The sequence below is a fragment of the Photobacterium sp. GB-210 genome (assembly GCF_003026075.1).
Lineage (GTDB): Bacteria > Pseudomonadota > Gammaproteobacteria > Enterobacterales > Vibrionaceae > Photobacterium.
In genome coordinates this window covers 1-18473 of the sequence record NZ_PYNU01000025.1, presented here as the reverse complement: position 1 = coordinate 18473, position 18473 = coordinate 1, and the positions used below count along the sequence as shown (strand labels likewise).

At 38.3% G+C, this 18473-nt stretch carries 14 protein-coding genes and 1 pseudogene; 2 read left to right on the top strand and 13 right to left on the bottom strand.

Annotated elements, in window-relative coordinates; translation table 11 throughout:
* Positions 1-483: 483 nt before the first annotated feature.
* The 3 genes from C9J38_RS18975 to C9J38_RS18965 form a co-directional block, all read right to left on the bottom strand.
* The gene (locus tag C9J38_RS18975; protein ID WP_107208459.1) at positions 484-1230 is read right to left on the bottom strand and encodes a vancomycin high temperature exclusion protein; all 747 of its coding nucleotides are present in this window, start codon (positions 1228-1230) and stop codon (positions 484-486) included.
* Between the two features lie 200 nt (positions 1231-1430).
* On the bottom strand, positions 1431-3119 hold the full coding sequence (locus C9J38_RS18970; protein ID WP_107208458.1) for an NAD-dependent malic enzyme: 1689 nt from the start codon (positions 3117-3119) through the stop codon (positions 1431-1433).
* Positions 3120-3608: 489 nt separating this feature from the next.
* A complete protein-coding gene (locus C9J38_RS18965) occupies positions 3609-4505 on the bottom strand; it encodes a 1,4-dihydroxy-2-naphthoyl-CoA synthase (protein ID WP_107208457.1) in 897 nt (298 codons plus the stop codon).
* 149 nt (positions 4506-4654) lie between these two features.
* Here C9J38_RS18965 and C9J38_RS18960 point away from each other — a divergent pair, with 149 nt between their 5' ends.
* Positions 4655-7138 carry a helicase-related protein gene (locus C9J38_RS18960; RefSeq protein ID WP_107208456.1) on the top strand — a complete coding sequence of 828 codons (2484 nt, stop codon included), beginning with the start codon at positions 4655-4657 and terminating at the stop codon, positions 7136-7138.
* 46 nt (positions 7139-7184) lie between these two features.
* Here C9J38_RS18960 and C9J38_RS18955 read toward each other — a convergent pair whose 3' ends face one another.
* From C9J38_RS18955 to C9J38_RS18925, 7 genes are all read right to left on the bottom strand, one after another.
* The gene (locus C9J38_RS18955; protein WP_107208455.1) at positions 7185-7970 is read right to left on the bottom strand and encodes a hypothetical protein; all 786 of its coding nucleotides are present in this window, start codon (positions 7968-7970) and stop codon (positions 7185-7187) included.
* Between the two features lie 87 nt (positions 7971-8057).
* The gene (locus tag C9J38_RS18950) at positions 8058-9629 is read right to left on the bottom strand and encodes an LruC domain-containing protein (protein ID WP_158259526.1); all 1572 of its coding nucleotides are present in this window, start codon (positions 9627-9629) and stop codon (positions 8058-8060) included.
* Positions 9630-9663: 34 nt separating this feature from the next.
* Positions 9664-10164, bottom strand: coding sequence for a hypothetical protein (locus C9J38_RS18945; protein WP_107208453.1), 501 nt, complete (start codon positions 10162-10164; stop codon positions 9664-9666).
* Positions 10165-10183: 19 nt separating this feature from the next.
* Positions 10184-12358, bottom strand: a complete 2175-nt coding sequence (locus C9J38_RS18940; RefSeq protein ID WP_107208452.1) for an LruC domain-containing protein — start codon at positions 12356-12358, stop codon at positions 10184-10186.
* A gap of 493 nt (positions 12359-12851) precedes the next feature.
* Entirely contained in the window at positions 12852-13307 is a 456-nt protein-coding gene (locus tag C9J38_RS18935; protein ID WP_107208451.1) for a TerB family tellurite resistance protein, read from the bottom strand.
* A gap of 120 nt (positions 13308-13427) precedes the next feature.
* A complete protein-coding gene (locus tag C9J38_RS18930; RefSeq protein WP_107208450.1) occupies positions 13428-14402 on the bottom strand; it encodes a zinc transporter ZntB in 975 nt (324 codons plus the stop codon).
* 128 nt (positions 14403-14530) lie between these two features.
* On the bottom strand, positions 14531-15391 hold the full coding sequence (locus C9J38_RS18925) for an AraC family transcriptional regulator (RefSeq protein WP_107208449.1): 861 nt from the start codon (positions 15389-15391) through the stop codon (positions 14531-14533).
* A gap of 124 nt (positions 15392-15515) precedes the next feature.
* Here C9J38_RS18925 and C9J38_RS18920 point away from each other — a divergent pair, with 124 nt between their 5' ends.
* Positions 15516-16913: an MATE family efflux transporter gene (locus C9J38_RS18920; protein WP_107208448.1), complete on the top strand. Its 1398-nt coding sequence runs from the start codon at positions 15516-15518 to the stop codon at positions 16911-16913.
* Between the two features lie 87 nt (positions 16914-17000).
* Here C9J38_RS18920 and C9J38_RS18915 read toward each other — a convergent pair whose 3' ends face one another.
* The 3 genes and pseudogenes from C9J38_RS18915 to C9J38_RS18905 all read right to left on the bottom strand — a co-directional run.
* Positions 17001-17324 (bottom strand): AzlD domain-containing protein, encoded by a 324-nt coding sequence (locus tag C9J38_RS18915; RefSeq protein ID WP_107208447.1) that lies wholly within the window; start codon positions 17322-17324, stop codon positions 17001-17003.
* On the bottom strand, positions 17314-18036 hold the full coding sequence (locus C9J38_RS18910) for an AzlC family ABC transporter permease (RefSeq protein WP_107208446.1): 723 nt from the start codon (positions 18034-18036) through the stop codon (positions 17314-17316). Before C9J38_RS18910 ends, C9J38_RS18915 begins: the two co-directional genes overlap by 11 nt.
* Before the next feature lie 49 nt (positions 18037-18085).
* Positions 18086-18346: pseudogene (locus tag C9J38_RS18905) on the bottom strand (helix-turn-helix transcriptional regulator); the annotation flags it as partial.
* Positions 18347-18473 lie beyond the last annotated feature (127 nt).

Here is an 18473-nt window from a genome sequence, read left to right as displayed (position 1 = left end):
GCGTTTCTCCAATAGCAAGGCCAGTAGTTAATGCATCTAGTTGCGTTGCTAATATAAGGCTTGTTAACGAAAGAATTTGAGACTTATGTATATAATCGGTTAATTTTTGGTGATAATTAAGTGATTTTGTTATTTCTAGACGATTGAAATAAAAAGATATTTTATTGTTTATTCGAAGGTTAAGAAAATAGAGCAATATCATTCTATCAATGACTAATAATTTAGGTGTTGATCACAAAGAATCGCCGCTATAACTTTTGTAGCCTGTGCTAATATGTTTTCCGACAAATTATTGACGCAAAGATGGGCTGTAAAATGGCAGGGATGCAGAGACAGACTAAACGTACAGAGTTAAAAAAGAAGATGAAAACCGACGTTTTTCATCATATGAAAGATGTAAAGCATAGGTTTATGAAGATGATGAGAGATAAAAGCTAAAGACAGGTTAAAAATATAAGCCAGTGAAATCACTGGCTTTATGTTTTACTTTGAAGTGTTACTTTTTGTCACTGCTAAATTATCTAACTGCTTTTGACTATTAATAGCTGAAGATGGTGCTGTATCATCACTGATAACAGTGGAAGGTGCGGGTTTTATAATAGGTTCTTTAGGGCCTAGAAACTTAGGCTGAACATTCAGTATAAACAGATCACTCAATGCTTTAACACGAGCAAGTACTTCTCGAATACGGATTTTAAGTTGTGCCGTACCATTTGGCTCATGTACCGCCAAACATGTAGCTTTTATGTTATAACTGTCAGCAATAAATAGGGCGCGCTCGCAGTGGAATTGTTGGGTAATAATTGTAAAGTTATCCGTTTCAAACACTTCTTTTGCGCGGACGATAGAATCAAGCGTTCGAAACCCAGCATAATCTAAAACAATTTTGTCATCAGGAACACCTGCTTTTAATAAATCTCGTTTCATCGTCCAAGGTTCATTATATGAGCGGTGTGCATTGTCACCACTGAGTAAAAAATAATCTATTTTACCTTGTTTAAATAAATCTAATGCTGCTGTAATACGATATTCATAATATGGGTTTAGTGTCTTAGCTATATATTTACTTGTTCCAAGAACTAATCCCACAGAATGTTTGGGTACTGTAGAGATATCATGATAAATGCGATCAGATGTACGAGCTGAAACCCAACGATCAAATAACAATAATGTTGAAACAAATAAGATACAGATAACTGCAGAAATACGGATGAAGTTGAGCAGTTTCATAATTATCCACGAAAGTACAAAGTTCTTATCTTATATCTTACCCTAATCATTTAATAAAATGTTTATTAATTAAGAGGTAAATGTCTGCGTATTGTCATTTTACCTTATGACTGCTGAAATAATATTCAATAACAAGTAAAGGCGCAGTATTACTTACATCAAAAAAAGGTGCCAGATTGGCACCTTTTTTAAACTGAGGTTTAGAACGAAGTTCGTTTGTAACGACGATATTCTGATTTCCAGAAGTTAGCATCGATTTTTTCACGGATACGTTCATCGGAGTTTTTCGGTGCTTTATGTTGTTCTACCGCTTTCTTCGCAACGGCAAAAGCAATTTTACGTGAGACTTTCTGAATATCTTCTAATGGCGGTAATAGTGGGCCATGTCCATGAATAGCAAGTGGAGAACACTCCGCTAAGGCTTGACTACTTTCCATTAGCATTTCATTGGTAACACGGCGAGCATTAATGGCTAATACCCCTAAACCAATACCTGGGAAAATGTAACTGTTATTACATTGTGCGATTGGATAAGTTTTACCTTCATAAATCACAGGCTCAAATGGTGAACCTGTTGCAACAAGTGCATTACCATCCGTCCAACGGATCAAATCAAACGGTGTTGCTTCAACGCGGCTGGTTGGGTTGGAAAGTGGGAAAATGATAGGGCGTTCGCAGTGCGCGTACATTTCACGGATCACGTCTTCACTAAACAGTCCCGGAACACCAGATACACCGATTAAAATCGTTGGTTTTGCATTACGCATAACATCAAGGAGTGAGATGTTATTATCTGCCACATCCCAATCTGCTAATTGTGCATTTTTCTGAACAAGAGCTTGTTGGAAGTTGAGTAGATTTGGCATGCCATCAATGAGTAGGCCCCAACGGTCAACCATGAATACTTGACTGCGCGCTTGTGCATCAGAAATACCTTCAGACACCATTTGTGCAATAATCGCTTCTGCAATCCCACAACCTGCCGAGCCCGCACCAAGGAAGGTTATACGCTGCTCAGACAGTTTATTGCCTGCTGCTTTACATGCCGCAAGTAAAGAGCCAACAGTTACCGCTGCTGTGCCTTGAATATCATCGTTAAAGCAACAAACTTTATCTTTGTAACGCTCAAGTAAAGGCATTGCATTTTTTTGTGCGAAATCTTCAAATTGAATTAATGCTTCAGGCCAACGTTGTTTTACGGCTTGGATAAATTCATCAACAAACGCATCGTACTCTTTTCCGGTAATGCGGGTATGGCGCCAACCCATGTACATGGGATCAGATAAACGTTGTGGGTTATTGGTACCAACATCAAGAACAACAGGTAAAGTATAAGCTGGGCTGATACCACCACATGCGGTATATAAAGAAAGCTTACCAATTGGAATGCCCATACCACCGATACCTTGATCACCTAAACCAAGGATACGCTCACCATCGGTTACAACAATCACTTTAACGTTCTGACGAGACGCGTTGTTCAGCATGTCTTCAATACGATCACGGTTTGGGTATGAAATGAATAGACCACGACCACGACGGTAAATATTTGAGAAATCCTCACACGCAGATCCCACTGTAGGGGTATAGATGATTGGCATCATTTCTGTTACGTGATTTTCTACCAAACGGTAAAACAAGGTTTCATTGGTATCTTGGATATTTCGCAGATAAATGTGCTTATCCATATCGTTATCAAACTTTAGGTATTGCTGATAAGCACGTTCTTTTTGTTCTTCAATAGATTCAATAGCTTCAGGAAGAAGCCCTTCAAGGTTAAAGAACATACGTTCTTCGACAGAGAATGCACTACCTTTGTTAAGAAGAGGTGTTTCAAGTAGTGCAGGACCTGCATAGGGGATATATAAAGGTCTTTTATCGTTGTTCATGCAAATAGACTCTGTAGCTAGAAGATTAAAATTGAAAACAAGTGCAAGTTTTCAGTTGGTCACTAATGCTAGAACGTCAAAGATAAGAATACAAAGGGTATGATCACTTATTTTGAAAGTTGAGCCATATTATTTGTGAAAATGCTGTTTTTTAAATTGATACTTTGTTTTAGTGACGTTTTTGGGCGAGTTAATGATGTAATTAGTTTATATGCGTGAACGCGTGCCATCTTTTATAAATCATTTTTTTGAACAATATCGTCTCGTCACAACGGTATACTCAATTTTAAAATATTGACCAACGATGGGGGAGATTAACAAGACATTTACCAAGGAGATGTGTCATAAATCACTATTTAGCGAAGGCTTCAGTGTTGTTTCGATTGATTATTCTACGTTAGGATTCATAGCAAAATAAATGAGTAAAGCAGATATAGCCACTTATTGATAATCAGTAAGTGGCTTTTATTTATCTAGAAATTGAGTCGATCAGTAATGCCAAGGGAAGCGGCTAAAATCTTGATCGCGTTTTTCTAGGAACGCATCACGACCTTCTTGTGCTTCTTCAGTACCGTAAGCAAGACGCGTTGCTTCACCAGCAAACAGTTGCTGACCGACTAAACCATCATCTGGAAGGTTGAAACCGTATTTTAGCATACGCATTGCTGTTGGTGATTTACTTGTGATTTCTTTACCCCAACGAAGCGCTTCTTCTTCTAGTTCAAAGTGATCAACAACCTTGTTCACCATGCCCATTTCATAGGCTTCTTGTGCGCTGTAATTAAAACCACAGAAGAAGATTTCACGGGCACGTTTTTGACCGATCATTTTAGCCAGATACGCAGAGCCGTAACCAGAATCGAACGACGCAACATCAGGATCGGTTTGCTTGAATATGGCATGTTCTTTAGATGCCAGCGTTAAATCACAAACAACGTGTAAGCTATGACCGCCGCCAACAGCCCAACCGGGAACAACCGCGATAACGACTTTTGGCATAAAGCGGATCATGCGTTGTACTTCTAGAATATGAAGTCGACCCATACGCGCAACGTCAGCAGTACCCGCTTCTTCGCCTTCATATTTATAGCCATCTTTACCACGAATACGTTGATCGCCACCCGATGAGAATGACCACTGGCCTTTATGAGATGGGCCATTACCCGTTAGTAATACACAGCCTACATCAGACCATTGACGAGCGTGATCGAGTGCGGTGAAAAGCTCATCAACTGTTTTGGGGCGAAATGCATTCAGGCAATCTGGACGATTAATTGCGATACGAACAGTACCCTGATCTTTGGCGCGATGATAAGTAATATCTTCAAAATCAAAGCCTTCAACTTCGTTCCAAAGCTCAGGATTAAATATGGTTTTCGTTGTCATGTGGCGTTGCCTCCATAAGTTGATGCTGTAAGGCTAGGGAGTTACAAAAAAAAGTCAATTTTTCGATGAAATTAGTGGCGTTTACACAAAGAAATAAAACCTAAGTGATGATGGAATAAACAATTAGGTTGATACGAATAGCAAGTTTAATGAATATTATGATTCTCACTGACAATGTAGGTAATAATTGCGAAAATAGCGTTGAATTCATTAAAGATATATTAGATATGCAGAACAACTTACCTATAGATAGCATTGAGCAACAATTTAAAGCCTTGTTACGTGATGAACATATTGTTGTTGAAGCAGAAACGGGGTCGGGTAAATCAACCCGTCTACCACTATGGGCTGCTATTTATGGAAAAGTGCTGGTGGTTGAGCCTCGACGGGTTGCTTGTACATCGCTAGCTGAATATTTATTAACAGAAGACGCAAACCCAGATCAGTTATCCGTTGGTTATGCGATCCGTTTTGAGCATCACTTTGATGAAAATACGGATATTATTTATGCTACCCCCGGTGTTGCATTACGTTGGTTAAGTGAAGGTAATTTAGCTCAGTTCTCAACAATTATTATTGATGAATTTCATGAAAGACGTTGGGATACTGATCTTCTACTTGCGTTACTCAAACAGCAACAATCTCATCTTTTAGTTATTACTTCTGCAACGATTGATAGCCAACGATTAGTTAACTATTTATCCGCACAGCACTTACAAGCTAAAGGGCGTAATTTTGCGGTGAATGTGTTGCATCATGCCTCTGATAGTCGAGATATGCCCGATGTGATGAATATCGATAAGCGGATAACTAGCTTGGTTCAAACGCATATTGATAGCCACCAAGACATTTTGATCTTTTTACCCGGAAGAAAAGAGATAGCGTTAACGCAAAATGCACTAACGCAACGGTTTAGTGAGCAAATACAAGCAGGATTAATGGATATTATTCCATTACACGCTTCCGTTACCGATGATGAAAGAAAGCGGGCTCTAACACAAAGTGATAAGCAACGCATTATTGTTGCGACAAATGTGGCTGAAACCTCGGTAACTATCCCAGGGGTTACGTTGATCATTGATTCTGGTTTAGAACGTCGTACCCACCAGCGAAACGGTCGAACAGTATTATCATTACACGCTATTTCCAAAGCAAGCTCAGAGCAGCGGAAAGGGCGTGCAGGGCGCGTAACAGATGGTGTTTGTATTCGCTTGTATGGTAAAGCCGCAGCGCTAGAGTTATTAACACCGCCAGAGTTGCAACGCGAAGAATTGGTAGAAGCCTATTTGGCTGCTTTATGTTGTAACGCAAAACTCAGCCAACTTTCGTTTATTGATCCTCTACCTGAAAAAACCTTTGTTGCAGCGCAGCAGGCTTTGTTGTCGATGGGAGCTATGACTGAAAATGAAGTTATTACTGATTATGGCCGTTGTTTATATCAACTACCTATCGATACTTTATTTGCCCACTTAATAACAGCGATGGATACCCGAGCAAATAAAGAAGCAATGGTCGATCTTGCTGCTGCATTGTCTATTCCGCAACGGTTATGGCAGCCTCCGCGATCAGAAGAAAATATTGAACAATTGTATCGATGGCTGGGTAACGTATTTTGTGATGCGACGGCATTAATAAAAATGGTGCGTATGGATGAGTGTCCAGAATGGCTTGTGGTAGATGACAATATGCTAGCAGAAGCGCGTTTGTTGTCAGTTCAAATGCGAGAGTTACTTGAACTTCCAGAGCTGTCTGTTGCTAGCCGATTTAAACGAGAGTTATGGCAAGATACTGTAATTAAGGCGGTACCTGAATTGGTTTTTCTTCGTCGAGAAAAACGTCAGCAGGCAATGAGTAACGGTATTATTGAAGTCAGTAGTGCGAAAGATTCATTAATTGATAACCCGCCGATAGATGAACCATTATCTCAAGCAGTGATCGTATTTGATCAATTTGCCTTACCAGGAAGAGGGGTTAAACAAAACCGCATTTTGGCAACATGTAGCTCTCCCGTTACCTTGTCACAAATAAATAATGCTGAGTTAGGTGAGTTGGTTCAAGGTGATACCGTTGAACAACAGGATGGCAGTTTTAAAACGGCTGTCCAGCGGATCTATGCTGGACGGGTTATTGATACTCAATGGATTGAACCTGAAGGGCAATCAGCACGCTCTGCTATTGTCGATATGCTACTTGCAAGTGAAGTAATGCCAGATCTTGCACCTCGAATTATCTCAGATATCTCGCAGTGGAATTTATATCTCGCATTGGGTTTATATAATGCAGATTTTGTTAAACGTGCACCTGAGCCGGTTGATGCCATTGAATGGCTATCGCAACAAATTGAAGATTTAGGGATTGAACATATTGATGATCTTGAACTCTTTGAACCTTCAGACTTCACCTTTGAGGGGATCCCTGAATGGGAACGACAGGAGTTTGATGAGCGTTACCCGCGTGAAGTTAAACTCACTGATCTTGTGATGGCTATAGAATATGATATTCATCGTAAACTTGTTGTGGCAAATTATCAGTCTGGCAACCGTAAACCAGATCCAAAACGATGGGAATTACCACGATGGCAAGGGTGGCGAGTGCAATATAAAAAAGCCAGTCGAACAATTGATATTAAGTAATAGAGGGTGACTCATAGTATCTATATACATTGGTTTATATACATGGCTATTCAACAATAGTAATGCCGCTTGGTGATGTTTCTTTTACTGCCTGATAGAAGAGCTGGTTGGCATTACTGTCGTAAAGTTGAATGAGTATAAATTCCATAGAATGAGTAACACGGATTGTGCCATTAAAATCACCATTCACAATTGTACCGGAAGTAAGCAGACTCGATGAGATTGGCAATACTGATCCACTCGTCATAACATTAAAGTCTTGGTAAATGCTAATTCTTAACGTTTTTACCGTATTGAAATCGAGTTTTATTGTCATATCATAAGATCTGTTTAAATTGAAATCATTAGGAAAGAAAAGTTCGCTAAAGTCACTTGCTGTTACATCATTTTCATCATTTTCATTATTTGATGCTGGTTCTGCTGGTTCTGCTGGTTCTGCTGGTTCTGCTGGTTCTAAATCTGAAATATTCTCTCCTAATAAGATAGGCTCTGAACTATTACCGCTATCATTTTGCGATGAAGGCGCTTCTTCGCTGTGCTGCTCACTTTCAACTTTTATTTCATCAGGTAAAGAAGGAGTTAACAATTGATGATTACTTTGCTCAGTTGTCCCAGTTGTTGAAGAGTCATTTAGAATATCTTGGGGGGGACTATTATCAATTACTTGTGTGTCTATAGATGAATTATTCTGAGGGGCACTGGGTTCATCGATATTTTGTTGAACACTCAAATCTGAAGCTTCATTGTAACTAATATTTTCCTCAGCTTCAGGAGAAGTGTCACTTCTACAACCAAAAAGAAAAGTTACAACTAATAGAATTAATAATTTCATTTATTAGACTTAAATAATTATCAAAAAATTATAGAGAGATATGTTAAGTTATTTATTAACGCAAGTTAGGCGCCAAAAAATATTGAATTATTCATAAATCTTCTCTAAGTTAGCGTTACTTCTTATATACCAGTCAGTATTTTCACCGCCTCCCGAAATTGCGAAGTTTGTAAGCTCTGGATATGCCTGTAATATATTGGAACCTTCACTAGGATGATTCCAAATCGATTCAACGAGTATTGCCCAAGGTAATCCACTTGAATTGTGATAGGTATCGCAACCAATACCTGGACATCTATTTTTAATAAAAATAGATGTGTCATCTTGCGTTGAAAAATAAGATATATTTGCTTTTGATGAGACATCATGATTTTTTAAATGAATTTCAATTTCTCTACCGTTTATACCTCTTATATTTGAGCCATGATTTATATCAGGAGTACCGAAAATAAATGGATTAAGTGGCATTTTTGGAACATCAGAAGGGGGAATAGGCGTGATAAATGGAATGCTGGCAATGAAAATATATTGGTTAGGAGCGTCATCAAAACATCCTTTCCAGACTCGATAAAAAGCACCAAGTTCTCCTGTACAGGTAGGCTGTTCTATCTCATCTTTAAGGTTATTGCTGATAATAATAACCGCATCAATGGTTCCTTGTTCTAACGTTTGGACATTATGTAAGGTTGTATTATTAACAACAAGTTTTGTTAACAAGCCATCTACTTTTTCTGAAGGAATGCCGTCAAGTTTTACTGCAAAGCCATTGGCTAAGTTAGCGCCATAAGCTTTAAGGCTGCCGTAAATATCATAGCGTACAATATCACCTTGATTATTAGTGATTTTGTCTACACGGTAAAGTAAAGCGACATCATTAAAGTCGAAATCACCAATAAATGGCCAACTATCTTCAAAGGCTAAAGTAACCCATTTATTTTCAGATGGATAAACATTATGTATTAAGTTTTGAGCTTCAATAGTAACGTTATGCTCTTCTTCTATGTCCGTTATAGAGGGGGTGTTTTTATCTATAGTGCTGTTATTTTGAAGCTCAGATAATTGAAATTTTGTCCATATCTGACCTGTAGATGATTTTTCTGGTACTCTAATTTTTAATTTATGAAAAGGCTTATCTTTTTCATATATTAATTGTTCATTCACTAAGACATATTCATTATTATTTTCATAAATTCCATTGTTATTCCAGTCAAACCAAGCATTAAGAAAAAAGTTAATATCTTTTTGAGTTTGAATTTCAATGAGAGCATCAGAACCTTGTTTAAAATGGGTACTGAATGTAACGATATTATTTACAGAATGGATTTCTTCTGAACTATTTGTTGATGTTTCAGTGTTTTGATTATTTACTATTTCTTGCGAATTCATCTCATTTTCTTGACTATTATCGATAGATTCAAAAATCTCGTCATCGTTTAATGGTGAGGTGTTTTGAGGGAGAAAATTATCGGTTACGACGCCTTCAAGATAAATATCATTTACGACTTCATCTTGAATTGATGAACTTTCAATTAGATTTGAAGTATTTTCAGATGACGATGTGGTAGCTTGTTGGTCATTATCACCTTTACAAGCGAGAAATATAAATAGGAATAATAATAAAGCTGTTTTTCTTACGTTCATTTTGAAAAAAATGGCCAACTTTCCTCCGTTGTAAAAGTTGGCCTTATTTGAATTAATTAGAGATGGTAACTCCGTTAACATCTGCATTAACTACAGTTTGGAATGGTGCTTTAGTCGTATCTTGATACCAAGCCTCAATAAGTAGAGATTTTACTGAACTCGTTGCAGCAATAACGCCATTAAAATCACCATTTTCGATTTGACCTGAAATAATGCGACTACTTGCAATTGGAGTCAGTGTTCCATCGTCAGCAACATTATAATCACAGTAAACACTCAAACTCATTGGTTCAGAAGTGTTTAGGTCTATCTTAATTGGCATATCATAGGTAGTAATCAAATCATAATTATCTGGAATAACAAGATCCTCAAACTTCGAAACAGTTACTGGTGCTGCACCACTAACAGAATCGCTTACTTCAGGTGCTGCTGGAGATGCTTCTGGTGATGCTTCTGGTGATGCAGCACTTGTTGAGCCGCCATCATCACCACCACCGCCACCACAACCAAATAGTAGAGCAGCAGTAAAAAGAGTCACATATAAATTTTTCATCGTTAAATACTCCCTACCATTATTCAAAGAGCTGAGTTACATCAGCGTTAGCACGAAGGTACCAATCTGTATTAGTTGCACCACCTGATGTTGAAAATGCTTGTAGATCTGGATATGCGGTTAGTACATTAATACCTTCACTTGGGTGATCCCAAGTGCCATCAACTAAAATAGCCCAAGGTATACCGTTTGAAGTTTGGTAAGTGTTACAGCTAGGTCCAGGGCAATCTGCATCAACATAAACCGATGCATCTTGTTCTGTAGCAAAGTAAGCAGTACTTGCCTTACTTGTTACATCAGCATTTTTCAAATGAATTTCGATTGCACGACCGTCGGTTGCACGAGTACCGTCACCATGATCAATACCAGGGGTACCGAATAAGAATGGATTTAGTGGCATGCTAGGGGCACTAGAGGCTGCAATAGGTGACGAGAACGGAATACTCATTTCAAATTCGAATAAATCTGCAGCGTCATCCGTACAACCTGCCCATACTCGATAATAAGTCCCTAATGGACCAGAACAAGTAGGACCTGGAATTTCCGTTTTAAGATTATTCGTAGCAATAGCGACAGCATCTGTTGTACCAGACTCTAGAACTTGTGTCGCATGTTGAGTAGCGCCATTAATGACAAGTTTGGTTCTGTCTGAATCGACTGCTGTGGCTGCAATACCATCAAGCTTAACAGCGAAGCCATTAGCAAAGTCTGCACCGTAAGAACGTAGGTTTCCGTAGATATCATAGCGAAGAATGTCGCCAGACGAATTAGTCACTTTGTCTACACGGTAATACATTACTATATCGTTGAAGTCAAAGTCACCTTCTTGCGGCCAATCATCCTCAAATGCCAGTGTTACCCATGAACCTGCTGAAGGGTACCAATTGTGAGTAACAGTTTGTGAATCGACAGTAACTTGATGATCCTCTACTTCACCATAGGAAGCACCGCCGTATGAGAGAACTCCCGAATCTCGTGAAATACGGAAACGAGCCCATATCTGACCAGTCGCAGCATCATCAGGAACTCTCACTTTAAGAACATGGCTGGCAGGTGTTGTACCATCACCACCGATAAGCACCTCATCAGTAACAGCATGCTCAGTTGCTTCGTCAAACACACCATTATTATTCCAGTCAAACCATGCATTTACGAAACCTGAAGCAGAACCACCGATAGTTACATTGACTAAACCATCAGATCCTTGCTTAAAGTTCGCAGGGAATGAGATACCGTCTTCATCCGCAATGTTATCGGCATCATCAGAGTTAGGGGAAAGAATGGCATCTGGCTCTGTATCTACAGTAGGGCCAAAGAAGTAATTAACACTTGATACATTATAGTGTCGAGCACCATTACTAGTGAGTAAGGTTTTATAGGTGTCCGGTGCATCACCAAAGTCTGTATTTTCCGAGGTAATAGCTGCACTAACACATCGTGCACCATCGTTTATATTAGTAGAAGGACCGTTAGAGTAGAACACTGCTGTTGGGCTGATAGAGGATAAATCAGTCAAATCAATTTGATAAACATGTCCGTTTCCGTTGGTGCTTAGATAGAGAAAGCCAGCTGAATCAAAATATTGAGCTCCATAAGTACCAGATGGTAAGCCTATATCACCGAGATCATTGAAAGTTGCGTTGCCTGTGTTGAGGTCAACAATTTCATATAAATGTTGGTTACTATTATTCACAGCAAACAGACGCCCACCTGGGTGGAAAGCCATGTCAGTCAAACCAAGCGTTGCCGTCGATGAGGCCATGATATTTGTCGCTGCTAAAGTGACTAAATCAATTTCATATAATCCAGCCCCATTTTTGTACAAGTACAATTTGTTGTTAATCACATCACCTGTAATGTAAGTTGTCGCTGGTAAGCCTGTTACAGCTAAACTTTCATGTTGATAAAGTTGATTAATTCTAACTACTGTCTGTGAAGTTTTATCATGACCGTAAACATAGTCATCGGATTCGTTATAACCAGATGCAGTGATAGTCGCTGTCATTGGATCAGAGTTTTGATAGAAGCCTGTCGACAAATCAAGTTTGTGAACGACACTTGGATCGCCTTGGAATAAGATGGCTTCTTGTGGACACCCCCCATCATCTGTAAAAGGGTGGGGAATGATGCTGTAAGCTGGACTTGCGAACAAAGCCAGCGAACTAACTAGCAGGGAGTGTTTCAAACACTTCATATCTTGCCTCACTCAGTTAAAAATACTTATGGACATGCATTGTTTTGTTCATCATTGAAAAAATGTACAAGTTTCAAGCCAACAAATATTTAATAAGGCAGTAATTTCAGTGTTTCTATCTATATGATTATAAATGGAAAGTATTTTTTAAACTTTTCCATTGTACGTTGCATATAGCGAAGTTATTAAAATAAGTATCAATATAAAAATATAAATTAGGCAGGAGTGTCTATATATTCAAACCTGTCTTTCTTTCTAAATAAAAAGCATAAATGGTTATATTATCCATCAATGCCGCTATGTTAATAACATAATAGTGTTATTAAAATTTGCCTATTAAATGATTGCTTTAATTGTCTAGTAAAATATATAAAGGTGCATAAAAATTAGTATATGTTTAACTTTGCACTCTATACATAGGATAGGTCTTGATATTAAAACTATCAAGAAAGGGGTAATAAAAAAAGAGCTATAGTTATAGCTCTTAAATAGGTTAGCTTGCAGTATTTTTAGCGCTGATTTTGGCTTTTATAAATGCAGAATGATCTAAATATATTAAATCAGAAACTTGGCGAATGACAGCCTCTTCTTGTGGGTCTATCACACCATCAGCGTAGGCAACTTGCCACATTGCTTCAACTAATTGATAGCGTTCTGGTTGCTCAAGTGAACGTAATTTATTAGTAAAATCATAAAGAGAAACAGACGCCTCTGCTTGTAGTTGAGCTTTATCAAGTAGTTGTTTTGATGTGATTTCATCAACTTCAAGTAATTTCATTAGAAGCTGAATTTTAGCTTGCTCTTCTCTTGGATCCTTCTCATGGTCGGCAATAGCTACTTCACATAATAAAGAAGCCATAGCTAAATGAAGCGTTGGAGTATCAACGGCTTTATTACTATTAGGATCATTCGTCAGTTGTCGAAATAGTGTACGTAGCGATTTGAACATTATTGTCCTTATTATTTTTTCAGTTTAAGTTAATAATATTAATAATACCTATAATAAATCAACATTAAAAATAAAAATATTGGATTACACATATGTAACCAATTTATCTATTTTAGTTTTTTATATCCATTTTCTACGATAAAAAAGGATAAGTTGAAGTATTAATACACCGAATAACAGGCTACAGAATATATAAAATGCCCAATGATTTTGTGAGCCAGGAATACCTCCTAAATTAACACCCAGTAAACCGGTTAAAAAACCGAGTGGTAAAAAGATAGTGGTAATTAAAGACAGAAAATATAAACGTTGGTTTAATGCTTCAGATTGTAAGCTCATTAATTCTTCTTGTGTCACATTAGCACGTTCACGAATGGCGTTTAAGTCATCGATTACATGGAGCAGCTTTTCATTTACTTCATGTATTTTTTGTTTGTCTGATAGCGAGAGCAGTGGAGTATCAATAGTGAGTAATTTAGCGATGGCATCACGTTGTGGAGTGACATAGCGACGAAGATAAACGGTCTCTCGTCTTAATTGTGCAATATTATTACGGAGGTCGTCATCACTATTATTCATCACCTGATCTTCAAGCTGGGTTAACTTGTCATCGAGGGAATCAATTACTTCTATTTTATGGCTCGTAAGGTGATCGCAAAGACAGAGAATGAATGCACCAATGGTTTTGGGCCCAAAGCCGCCATTTATATGTGCCGCGACACGATCAAGTGCTCTGACAGGACGATCTGAGGTGGTAACAATGGTGTTGTGTGTATAGTAACCTCGAATAGAGACCATTTCTGATGGAGGATCAGACTGATTATCAGAATCTAAATCTATTCCTCGTAATGATAGGAAAAAACCTTCTTTCGTTTGATTTAATCGAGGGCGAATACGCTGAGTCGTAAGGGCTTCTTTTTCTACATCTGGCAAATGACTATTTTTTATCCATGCTAGTGCTTCTTCATCGGTATAGTTTAAATGCACCCACATTAGCCCATCATTACTGCTCCAGTTATTTATTTGATCAAGTGAGAGAGGCGAAGCGCCATTACTCGCATCAAGTTGATAACTATATGTAAAGCAGTTTTGCATCTGGTGATCCTTTCATCGTTAAAAGTATATTATCTAACAAGCTTTATTATCACTTTATTTATTTACTAGCTTAACTGATATCGCCTTCGAGAGAAAAATTATTTAATCACGACAAAGGAATAGGGGTTTTAAAGCTGAGGCTGAAACTGCGTTCGAAATTGTCGAGGGGTAAAACTACTCCAATTTTTAAATCGGGTACTAAAATTGGTTGGGTTTGGATAACCGCATAAATCACTAATATGTTGAATTGGCCAATTGGTGGTAGTCAGTAGCCCAGCAGCATGTTCCATTCGAATTTGAGTTAAATAGGCAATGGGAGATTGTTGGTAATACTGTTGACATAATCGATGAAAATGCGGCTCAGAGCATGGATATAAGGCGGCCAGATCGGAGACTTGCCATGGGTGATGTAACTGACTTTTCGTTTGCTGGTAAACATGTTCTAAACGGGTAAGTGCTTTAGGAGAGTGAGAGGCGGTTTGGGTATTCACTAATAAACAAATCTGTTCGGTAATACTTTTACATAGCGCATCGCCCAATGGATAGTTGAAACTTAAAGATTCGCTTAAGCAAATGATAGTCTTAAATAGTAATGAGCCTGATTGTGAATCTTGATAGGTAATATCATGAGGTAAGCTCTCATCCCAACGCTTATGTTTTTCAAGCATGACCCATGCGACATCCCAAATAAGATCAGGATTATCATCTGGGTGGATGACAAAGCCATTCTCATAACTGGGCGGTACATAAATAACACTGCCGGTTTCTAATGCCCATTCACTGTCTGGTGTTTTCAATAACCCTTTTCCACCCGTTGTGTATAGCAGCATATACATGTCTGGGTTTCTTCGATAAATACTGAATGCCTCTTTGCCATAATTGATGCCACATTGAAGAATTTTTTGCTTTTCAAGTTCAATCGATTGTACTTGATCAATAATAATAGATTGGCATTTTGGCGAAATAGTAAAAGTATCAATATACCCCATTCAGAGCTCCGAAATTAAAAAATGATAGTCTAGCAAAGCTTTTTGATTGCTTAGAATAAACGTGTTTGAGTAAACATAGGTATGATCAGCTTCACAGTAAGATAACATTAATTAGGTGGCGGTCATGCAACACTGGCGATACTCAGCAGATAAAACTTTTTGGCAAAAAACATGGCGTCTAGCGTTGCCAGTATCAATGCAATCTATGTTGTTTTCATTACTTGGTTTAGTCGATGTCATCATGGTCTCTAAACTCGGTGAGTCACAAGTTGCCGCTGTTGGTATTGGTAACCGCATATTTTTCTTTAATTTATTGCTTGTTGTTGGCGTCAGTGGAGCTGTTGGTGTTCTCGCGGCTCAATATTTTGGCGCAGGGAAAATGGAAGGGGTGAGACGTACGTTATTGCAATCTTGGGTATGTGCAATCTTTTTAACATTGCCTTTTGCTGTTGCATACCGTGTTTTTCCAGAGCAAATTGTTTCTTTGGTTAATGATCAAGCCGACTTTATTCACTATGCACGAGATTATTTATATGTCTGCGGCTGGAGCATTATTTTTACAGCCATTGTCGTACCGCTTGAATCTGCTTTACGTGCAGTAGGCGAAGCTAAAATGCCTACGTATGTTGGGCTGGTGGCTGTCATTATTAATGGCGTACTTAATGCGCTATTAATTTTTGGATTATATGGTTTTCCTGAAATGGGGGTTGCTGGTGCCGCGCTGGGGACAACGATTTCGCGTGGTGCACAAACAGCTATTTTGCTGTTTATTACTTATAAAACCTATAAAAAAGTATTACCTACACAGGAAGATATAGAGCCAGCAAGTAATGCCAAAGCAAGGAAACGTTATTTTAATGTCGCCTGGCCTATGATTGTTCATGACGGGGCATGGGCGATGGGAATACTGGTTTATAGTGTTATTTTTGCCAAATTAGGTGTGACAGAACTTGCCATCATTAGCTTATTATCGCCGATAGAAGCGGTATTAATTTCAGCCTTTATTGGTTTTGCTGTTGCTGCCTCAACGATTTTGGGACACGAATTAGGCGCTGAAAATTATCAACGAGCGTTTCATCAGTCGTGGTTCTTTCTAGCTTTGAGTGTGTCTATTGCTTTTGTGTTAGGTGTGTCTATTTGGCTATCGAGTGGGCTTGTTGGAGAGTGGTTGGCAAAGGCTCAAGCACCGAACCTTGAAATGTCGCTGAATGTTACCTTAGTGATGGCGTTAGGTATGTTCCTAAAAGTGTTCAATATGGTGGGTATTGGTGGGGTATTACGTAGCGGTGGCGACATTAAATACAGCATTTTTATTGATTTATTTGGCCAATGGGCAATAGGTATTCCTTTAGCCATACTCACGGGTATTGTTTTAGGCTGGCCATTACACTGGGTGCTTGTTGCTATATTGGCAGAAGAAGTCGTTAAAGTTGGACTGACAACTTATCGTATTTATGGTCGTAAGTGGCTTAAAAATTTAGTCAATGATGATGATTCAGTACAACCAGTATCATTAATTTAATTTAACTTAAGCAATAAGCGCTTCATGATATAAAAAAGAGAGCAACATACGCGTTAGCTCTCTTTTTTGTTTATTTTAATCATTCATTTATATAAGCCAACTTATAACAACAAAAGTACTCATCCCAACGACCACAATATTTAGTGTACTTTCTAATTTGTAAGCAGCCAGTAGAGTGATTAATCCTGCGTATAAAAATGGACTTGTCAGTAAACTATTTTCTGTTGTCTTATGCCCCAGAAACACTATTGGCACCCACATGGCTGTTAGTACGGAAGGTGCTGTAAATTCCAAGATTTTTTTCGTTGTGTGGTTTAAAAGAACGGGGAAACACTTCATAAAGAAAATATAACGACAGCTAAAAGTGATAGCAGCCATCAATACAATTATTAATTCTATATTAAGACTCATTTTTTAATCCTTTAAGTTGTGTGAAATAACCAGCCAACATACCCATTACAGTTGATGCGATTAAAGAAAATGAGAACTCAAATAACTCTAAAACTAATACTGTTATACCACTTGTTAGTACTGACATTAGGATTGGTGAATTTTTTATAGAGGGAATAACGATAGCAATAAAAGTTGCTGCGATGGCGAACTCTAAACCCAAAGCGTCGAAGTTTGTGATGTTGTTACCCACAACAATCCCCGCAAAAGTGGCTATGTTCCACATAAGATAAAAAACAATTCCAGTACTTATAGCGTATAAATAATTAAAAGATTTATGTTTTTCTATATAGGCACTAGTTAAAGCAAACATTTCATCGGTTAGAAAAAAAGCAAAGCAAAGTCGACGGGGAAGTGATAGATCCTTGATGTACTTTTGGAAAACAGCTGAATAAAGAAGATGCCGAGAACTAATAACAAATGTGGATGAGAAAATCGGGGAATAACTTACGCCTGTACCAAGGAGAGAAGTCGCAGCTAATTGTGCAGCTCCTGCAAATACCATCAATGATAATAATTGTGCTTGTAAAGCGGTAAGACCTATTTGAATAGCCAAAGAACCGCATAGGATCCCCCAAGGGGTGACAGCGGCACATAAGGGGAATATATCTAACGTAGCCCTAAAAATGATTTTTTGGGGAGATATATGTTGGGGTGATGTTGGTATATCCATAAACTAACCTCTGATTAACGATAGGGTTAGTTTACGAAATGATGGCTCATCAATGATTGTATAAAATTGCTTGCTGGAACTGTTTCGGCGTCGTGCCTAACGCACGTTTAAAATGACGAGAAAAGTGGCTTTGATCGTGAAACCCGCAGTCAATGGCGGTATCTACAACCGAGGAGCCAGCTTTTAATAACTGTTTTGCTTTTATCAAGCGCACTTGAACTTGATATGCATGAGGCGATATTCCGTATGTTTTTCCGAACTGGCGAACAAAATGGAACTTGGTGCAACCAGCTAATTGTGCCAACCTTTCTTGTAGTGGTCAACAAATACTAGCCACGGTTTTAGAGGTTAACCAATATAATCGTTCTGATTCATTCGGTGTTAATCCGCCATTATATTGATGTGGTCGTAATTGGCTGTAATAACCAATAATATAT